Here is a 7,356-nt window from a genome sequence, read left to right as displayed (position 1 = left end):
CTTGAAAAGGCTCACTGCCATACCCGGAGTCCTCGGGTCCACCGATCCTACGAATGACCGGCGTAGGCCCGAGCTAAAGCGGTAGGACAAGCTCAGCTTGGCATTTAACCTCTGCCATTGAGGCATCTGCGCAGCTGGTCGCGGTGTTCAGCTGTGCACGGCGAGGTATGAGTCGTGTTCGGCATAGTGGATGACTGCCTGGCACTTCTGCTGGGCGTCCGGCTCGGCCCCATTACGCCAGGATGACCACACTTCGAGGACGTCTTGAGCCATGTCGACTTCGAGCAGGTAGGCGAGGCCGTGCGGAGGCTCGTCGAGTACCTCCACAACAGCGACCGAGGTGGAAGTCCAGGGCCTGGCCGCAAAGATGGTCGCTTCAACGGGCTGATCATCAAGAGACTGCAGAACATCCAGGAGGGAGGGCATGCCAGAAGTATGCGGCTGGCCTCGAACAGTGTCCCGAACTGAGTCACTCGCCTGGGGATTCGCCGGACAGGCGGACGGCCCCCGCATGAGCATGCGTTCCGTCACAGAACCGCACTCATACGAAGGCCGCAGGGGTGAGTCTGCTGCACCACGATGCCCGGGACGAGGCGTTCGACTTCACATCCCACTTTCGGGAGGACTTCTACGGATGCCTGCCCCGGCGCGGTGACACGCTGTTCGAGCTCTGCGACGCGATGCTCTGCGAGAGCGGGCCGGTGACCTCGCCGGTCGACCTGACGCTGCTGGCCGAACACCGGCGGGGGCACGGCGCGTTGTACGACGCGCTCAACCAGGGCCGCATCCACGTGGCCGGGCTGCGGCGGGCGCTGGCCATGCTGCCGCAGCCGAAGGCCGCCGACGGACGTCTGGTCCTGGCGGTCGATGTCTCCTCGTGGCTGCGTCCCGATGCCCCGTGCAGCCCGGACCGCCTGTTCTGTCATGTCTATGGACGCTCGGGACGCTCCAGCGACCAGTTCATTCCCGGCTGGCCGTACTCGTTCGTCGCCGCCCTGGAAACCGGCCGCACCTCGTGGTGCCAGCTGCTCGACGCGCAACGGCTCGGACCCGAAGACGATGTCGCCGAGGTCACCGCCGGCCAGGTCCGCCGCGTCGTCACCGACCTGATCGGCCAGGGTCAGTGGGAGGACGGTGATCCCGACATCCTGGTCGTCTTCGACGCCGGCTACGACGCCCCGCGCATGGCGCATCTCCTCGGCGGGCTCCCCATTGAGGTACTCGGGCGGACGCGGTCGGACCGGGTGATGCGCCGTCCGGCGCCCTCCCGCAAGGAGTTCGCCCTGGCCAGCCCCCAGGGCGGCCGCTATCCCAAGCACGGCAAGGAGTTCCGCTTCGCCAAGTCCGACACCTGGCGTGCCCCGGACATCGAGACCGTGCAGGTCACCGACCGCTACGGCACCGCGCAGGCGATGGCCTGGGACCGCATCCACCCGCGGCTGACCACCCGCAGCGCATGGATCGACCACGACGGCGAACTCCCCGTCATCGAGGGCACCCTGATCCGCCTGACGGTGGACCACCTGCCCGGCGGCGGTGACCCACTGCCCGTCTGGCTGTGGTCCTCCAAGACGGGCATGACCAGCGAGGACGTCGACCTGCGGTGGCAGGCGTTCCTCCGCAGATTCGATCTTGAACATACTTTCCGTTTTGTAAAGCAGACGCTCGGCTGGACCCGGCCGAAGCTCCGCACTCCTGAGGCGGCGGACCGGTGGACCTGGCTCGTCATCGCTGCCCACACCCAGCTCCGTCTCACCCGCGAGGCCGCGGCCGATCTTCGCCGCCCCTGGGAGAAGCCGGCCGAGCCCGCCCGGCTCACCCCGGCCCGCGTCCGCCGCGGGTTTCGGAACATCCGCCCCTACTTGCTCTGTCCGGCCCGTGCACCCAAACCATCAACTCCAGGCCCAGGACGCCCACTTGGCTCCAAGAACCGACGGCCCGCCACCCATTACGGCGTGGGCAAAACGACCAGACGACCCGAGACCATCGCCGAACGTAATCAACTCAAAGCTCACAAACCATAAAAAACAAGCTCAGAAGCTGTGTCAGATCCGCTGATCAGTGACGTTGAGTAGCTCTCTGCTGCACTTTGCAACCCTGGCCGGCGGAGTGGGGCTTGTGCCTACCTAGGCTGTCAGCATGATCGTCCGCTGCGTTCACATCATCAGCCCGACAACCGGGGAGGTCGTGACCGATCACCCTGCCATCCGTGTCGGAGCGGAGTACCCAGTGTTGGAAGTCATTACCACTGGGAACAAAGTGCTGCTCCGCATCCCTGAGTTGCTCGACACCACGGAGTACAGAGACAGCCCGGGGCTGTGGGCCGCCGCCATGTTCACGGTCGTCAGCAGTCGGATGCCGAGCTGTTGGGTTGCAGAGTTGAGGGACGGCCGACTGACATTGGCACCGCGAGAGTGGCAGCGTGCCGGTTTCTGGGACGACTACTTCGACGTGGTGCCTGCTGCCGTCGACGACTACGACCGGCTGAGGGCCGAGATCCTTGCCGACGCGTGATTGCGGATTCCCCTTGACGATCTAGACCAAGGCGGTGGGGGCGATCCGCCGGATGGTCTGCGGCTGCACCCGAATGCGAACAGGTTTGGGCTTACTGGCCGCGGTGACCGGCTCGACAGGGCGGGGTTCGGAGCGGGGCGGCCGGGGTGGCCGGGTGAGTCGGCGGGTCATGAGGGTGATGAACGTCCAGGTGAGGTGGGCCTCACTGTGGGAAATCAGGCGTTCGTAGTCACGGACGTTTCTGCGTGCTCTCATGATCCACGAGATGGCGCGCTCGACCCGCCACCGCTTTGCGAGGATGGCGAAGCCGTCCTGGTCTTTGCGACGGGGCACCGTCTTGAGGGTGAGGCCGAGAAACGAGCGGGCCAAGTCGGCCAGGGGCCCGCCGTAGGCGGAGTCCGCCCAGGCCAAGGTGACTTCGGGGTGCGTCAGACGCAGTCGGAAGAGCAGGTCACGGGCGGGGACGCTGTCGTGCGGGGAGGCAACGCCCACCATGACGGCCAGCGGCATGCGGCGCATGTCCACGATCACGTGGCGCTTGCGCCCGTTGATCAGCTTCCCGCCGTCGAAGCCTCGCGTGTCCGCTCCCACCGTGTCGGCACCCCAGACCCGCTGCTTGGGCAGATGCGCGCTTCTCGTGGCAGGCCGGCAGGGTGTCCTTCGTCACCGGCATTCCCATCCGGCTGGCCAGGCGGGCTCCCGCCCGGCGGCCAGAGCCTCTGCGACCCGCGCCAGCAGCTTGCGAAGGACGGGAGTGTGTCGGGCATGAGGGCTGGTCAGCCCCGGTATCTGTTCGGCGAAGGTCACCGTCGGGCAGCCCGGCTGAGGTACTTGAGCCGGCGGACCATCAGCAGAATCACCACCGGAGCCGTTCCCACCGCGGCATCTGCCAGGCTCCGTTCGTACCGGCCGTGCACCCGCCACGACAGCGACCCGCACCGCGGGCATCTCACTGCATCAGCTCGGGCCCGCATACAAAACGTGACCACCCCCCGTCCCGCGAGATCGACTCCACCACACCCGACAGATGCGGAAACAACCGCACCAAAACCCCAGAACCGCACACCTGGAGGCTGTCCCAGTTCAACCGCCCAGCATCACAAGATCAGCGACAGAGCCGACGAGGTTCTGGCTCAACTTCTCTTTCCGTGGAGTGGTTACGGAGAGTCAAATCTTCGGTGCCATGCGATGCCTGTCGGGATGGGCACGAAGCTGGGGTGAGGTGAGTTCCAGGGCCCGGTTGTCGCGTCCGGAGCTCATGTGGTTGAGCCAGCGTTCGTACCAGTCGAGGAAGTCGGTGGCGGAGGAGACGTTGGGGCCCCAGTACCCGTCGCTGTTGCCGATGAGGACGCGGCCGGTGAGGGGACCGGTCACCGCGATGACGCATACGTCGGTGCAGCCCATTTCGATGACGTGGAGGAAGAGGTCGCGTCCGTGACCCCCGGGTTCTGCGTCGTCGAATCCGCGGGGTGTCCCCGGTTCCTCACGCGGGTTCATGACCAGCAGGGAACACCGCTCCAGCGGCATGAGGCCGTAAAACGGCGCCGCGCCTGAGCCGGCGATGTTCGTGAGGAACTGCCGGTAGGCGTCGGGCAGGGCGATGTCGTGCTCGGCCTCGAACGCGGAGACGCGTGCTTCTGCCAGCTTCGGACTGAGGCGGAACTTGTGTTGCTCTTCTCCGAAGGAGTGGCTGCGCAGTGGTTGGAACGGGATCGCGGCCAGCTTGCGACGCAGGCGGAGTATGCGGGGATCCATGGTGCATCTTCTCTCGTCCCCGTCACCCTATGGGTGCTGTGGTCAGCTGGCCAGAAGAACCCTGTTCCTCAGGAGAGCGATGCCGGCCCGGCAACGGCCTCAGCCGAGACGACCGCATCTGTCATCAGGCGTCACTTCCTGCTCGAAGATCCACCGCTGACCGTACAGACCCTACGCCGACAGCAGGGCGGTTCACCGAAGGGTGGCTCTCGCCTGGACGAGATCGCCGGTAGGCGCATGTGGCCGGGTTAGGGTTGCACCCTCATGAACCGGGGGTTTCCATGCATACGCCGACGATCGCCATGAGAGCTGTGCTCGTGTGTTCAGCGCTGGCGGCTGGGCTGAGCGGGTGCTCGGAGAGTTCTCCCGCACCTGCGGACCGCTCCGCCGAACAGCTGCTCGACGACGCCAATCGGACCATGAGTGCACTCAGCTCGGTGACCATGGACACCACCGGCGCTTCCGCCGGAGTTTCGCACACCTCGCACATGACGACCGACCGCAAGAGCAAGTGCAGGAACAGGACCACCTGGGCCGACGGCGGCACCCTCGAACAGATCCGTATCGACGACACGGACTATGTCCGCCCGGACGCCGCCTATCTCAAAAAGGCGGGTCACAGCGTAGCGAAGGCTCAGACCCGTTGGGCGAAGACATCGGCGAGCAGCGCGAAGCCGGGGGACGGACTCGCCTCGTGTCCCTACCCGTTCACGTCCTTCGGCGAGGCCACCAAGGGGAATCGGGTGACCGCCGGCGCCCGGCAGGCCATCGAGGTGGTGGTGCACGACAGGTCGGACCGGGACGGCAGATACACCTTCACCGTCGCCGCCGAGGGCAAGCCCTACATTCTCAAGGTTCTCTACAAGAGCACCGACCGCGAGACCACCACCTCGTTCAGTGGCTTCGACGAACCCCTGACCATCCGGCCCCCGGACGCGGCCGATGTCGTGGACGGAGCCGTAACGCCGCATTGAACGAGTCTTCGCCAACCCTAAACGGCCCTCCGTTCCCTGCTGATCGGCGCGCCCGCAGACCCCAGGGCGAGACCTCTGTCCACGTGTCCGAAGCTCAGTCGTGGCCGAGGGAGACGGAGTCCAGGTAGATGGTCGACTGCTCCCCTTGTGGGTCGACCAGGACGAGAAAAACCGCCCCAGTGGGGGTCTTGAAATCATTGTAGAGGTCGTAGCGCTTTTCAGGATCCAGCTTCAACTTGAAGTCCTTCATGCTCTGCGGCTGGAACGGCGGATCCGTCGGCGAAACCTTCTGATCACCGAACGTTCCGGATTCACCTGTCGGCCAGTGCAGTGGATTGTCCCGACTCACACCGTGGTCATCCAGATACTGCTCTACACACACTTTCGGTGCCGTGAAGCGCAGCAACATGTGCTGCTGCGGCCAGTCCTTATTGCCCGCGGACCACATATTCGTGGTGCGGCAGCCGGGAAGATCGAGGTCGAAGATCTTGAGCAGGTCTTCCCGGCTCGCACTACAGGAGGCTGACGTCAGAACCGCGAGAGCGGTGAGCGACCAGATCAGCCCCGTTCGTCTGCTGCTCAGGATCCTTTTCACCCAGCGCAAACCACCCATCACATACCGCCTAACTATCGCACCAGACCTGCACTGTTCTCTGCACTCAGTGGTTCACGAATTCATCCACGTGGACCGTGCGACTTCCGTGAACTTCGTAGTCGCGACCCAGCCCGCACTTCGGAGAGTCCGCCAGCGGATCCAACGGGATAACACTCAGAACCTTTTTCCCGTAGTCGAAGTTGTAGGCCTTGTTGAAGTCCACTCGAAACTGCCAGCCGCCGCCAGCAAATCACTCTTCGCCTTATTTAGATTCTTTCTCCATGGGCGATGCAGCGCGGATCCTTCACGTACGACGGCACCGGATGGCCTCCTTCAGTGCTCAGTGAGCAGGTGGGGCAGCAGCAGTGGGCGTGGACTGGGCGTGACACCGGCGGTGGTCAGTCGTTGAACTGCCGGTCGATTGAAGTGCACACAGACCCCGGGATGTCATGGCCGATTCCCGGGGTCTCGTGCTGTCAATCACAGGACAACCACGCCCACCCGGTCTATCCGCGCATCTTCCGATGGGACCTACCCGTTGTACGTTTCGAACGTGACAACGGCATCTTCCTGGCTCTCCCACTGGACCTCGACATTCACCTCGTCGACCTGGCCGTAAACGGGGGGAACGATGTTCAGGTGGAGTCCTTCTTTCCGTTCAGCCACCCCGTCGGGTCCGGCTCCCGCCACCCGGTGGCTTCGGTCACCGGGGAGGGAAAGTAGCCAGGTTCGCGCCTCGGCCCGTGGCATGTGGAATGTCCCTGCCCACGCGCTTGCGAAGAAGGGGTCACTGATCTCGGTGCACTGCTGCCGGTCTGCCTGCCGTGGGAGTTTCCAGCCGATGCTCGTCATGGCCTTGGTGCAGCTGGCCTTGTTCGTCTTGCTCTCGCCCGCGTGCATGAACGCGTACGCGAACGAGACGCCCCAGGCCAGCGGAGGGCCGACAACCATGAACACCACCACCGCGATCAGCCCCCTCGTCCGTCGTTGCCGTGCGGCCCGCCGCCCGACGCCCTATTCCCGTCCTCCTTCGTCCCGCTGCCAGCCGCTCACCAATCCCCCTAGATCAATTCGAACGCGTTCAAGATCTTGGACGTGAAGGGAGACGGAGCGGTTCCCCGAAGAATCGACAAGCCGAGCCAGACGCGGAATCATCGCGAGCCGGCCATGGTGATCAGCCAGAGAATGCGCCCCCTCCGTCAGACACGACCCACCGGACAGGCCCTTAGGTTAGAAGTCATCTCATTTGGCGAGTCGGCAGTAGCAGATGAGGGTGCAGGCGAGGCTGGTGAAGGCGAGGAAGTGGTCGGCCTTGCGTTCGTAGCGTCGGTGGAGGCGGCGGCAGCCGGCGAGCCAGGCCATGCTGCGTTCCACGGTCCAGCGGTGGCGGCCCAGCCGTTGTGAGGACTCGACTCCCTTGCAGGCGATGCGGTGGGTGATGCCGCGTTCGCGTAACCATTGCCGCAGGTAGCGTAGTCATAGTCCTTGTCGGCGTGGAGTTTGCCGGGCTTGCGCCGT

The 7,356-nt window shown here is 64.8% G+C and carries 9 protein-coding genes and 1 pseudogene; 3 read left to right on the top strand and 7 right to left on the bottom strand.

Going from position 1 to position 7,356, the window contains the following annotated elements:
- Window positions 1-147: 147 nt before the first annotated feature.
- Complete coding sequence (locus tag N4G70_RS36790; RefSeq protein WP_261717140.1) at window positions 148-426, bottom strand: hypothetical protein; 279 nt, start codon at window positions 424-426, stop codon at window positions 148-150.
- Between the two features lie 134 nt (window positions 427-560).
- Between N4G70_RS36790 and N4G70_RS36785 the strand changes: the two genes are divergently transcribed.
- Window positions 561-2,024: an NF041680 family putative transposase gene (locus N4G70_RS36785; protein ID WP_261717139.1), complete on the top strand. Its 1,464-nt coding sequence runs from the start codon at window positions 561-563 to the stop codon at window positions 2,022-2,024.
- A 115-nt stretch (window positions 2,025-2,139) separates the two neighbouring features.
- Window positions 2,140-2,514 carry a hypothetical protein gene (locus tag N4G70_RS36780; RefSeq protein WP_261717138.1) on the top strand — a complete coding sequence of 125 codons (375 nt, stop codon included), beginning with the start codon at window positions 2,140-2,142 and terminating at the stop codon, window positions 2,512-2,514.
- Window positions 2,515-2,535: 21 nt separating this feature from the next.
- Here the strand turns inward: N4G70_RS36780 and N4G70_RS36775 are convergent, their stop codons facing one another.
- The 3 genes from N4G70_RS36775 to N4G70_RS36770 all read right to left on the bottom strand — a co-directional run bounded on the left by N4G70_RS36775 (window position 2,536) and on the right by N4G70_RS36770 (window position 4,269).
- A complete protein-coding gene (locus N4G70_RS36775; protein WP_399038138.1) occupies window positions 2,536-3,105 on the bottom strand; it encodes a transposase in 570 nt (189 codons plus the stop codon).
- 212 nt (window positions 3,106-3,317) lie between these two features.
- Complete coding sequence (locus N4G70_RS37320) at window positions 3,318-3,488, bottom strand: transposase family protein (RefSeq protein WP_399038135.1); 171 nt, start codon at window positions 3,486-3,488, stop codon at window positions 3,318-3,320.
- Window positions 3,489-3,681: 193 nt separating this feature from the next.
- A complete protein-coding gene (locus tag N4G70_RS36770) occupies window positions 3,682-4,269 on the bottom strand; it encodes an SMI1/KNR4 family protein (RefSeq protein WP_261717137.1) in 588 nt (195 codons plus the stop codon).
- A gap of 419 nt (window positions 4,270-4,688) precedes the next feature.
- On the opposite strand from N4G70_RS36770, the gene N4G70_RS36765 reads away from it, so the two are divergent.
- Window positions 4,689-5,243, top strand: coding sequence for a hypothetical protein (locus N4G70_RS36765; RefSeq protein ID WP_261717136.1), 555 nt, complete (start codon window positions 4,689-4,691; stop codon window positions 5,241-5,243).
- A gap of 94 nt (window positions 5,244-5,337) precedes the next feature.
- Here N4G70_RS36765 and N4G70_RS36760 read toward each other — a convergent pair whose 3' ends face one another.
- From N4G70_RS36760 to N4G70_RS36750, 3 genes and pseudogenes are all read right to left on the bottom strand, one after another.
- The gene (locus N4G70_RS36760; protein ID WP_261717135.1) at window positions 5,338-5,856 is read right to left on the bottom strand and encodes a hypothetical protein; all 519 of its coding nucleotides are present in this window, start codon (window positions 5,854-5,856) and stop codon (window positions 5,338-5,340) included.
- Window positions 5,857-6,369: 513 nt separating this feature from the next.
- On the bottom strand, window positions 6,370-6,801 hold the full coding sequence (locus tag N4G70_RS36755; RefSeq protein WP_261717134.1) for a hypothetical protein: 432 nt from the start codon (window positions 6,799-6,801) through the stop codon (window positions 6,370-6,372).
- 279 nt (window positions 6,802-7,080) lie between these two features.
- Window positions 7,081-7,356 (bottom strand): annotated as a pseudogene (locus tag N4G70_RS36750) (transposase); the annotation flags it as partial.

The sequence above is a fragment of the Streptomyces sp. ASQP_92 genome, assembly GCF_025399895.1.
Taxonomy (GTDB): Bacteria; Actinomycetota; Actinomycetes; order Streptomycetales; family Streptomycetaceae; genus Streptomyces.
The sequence above is the reverse complement of the archived record's forward strand: the minus strand, read 5'-3'. Positions and strand labels throughout refer to the sequence as shown.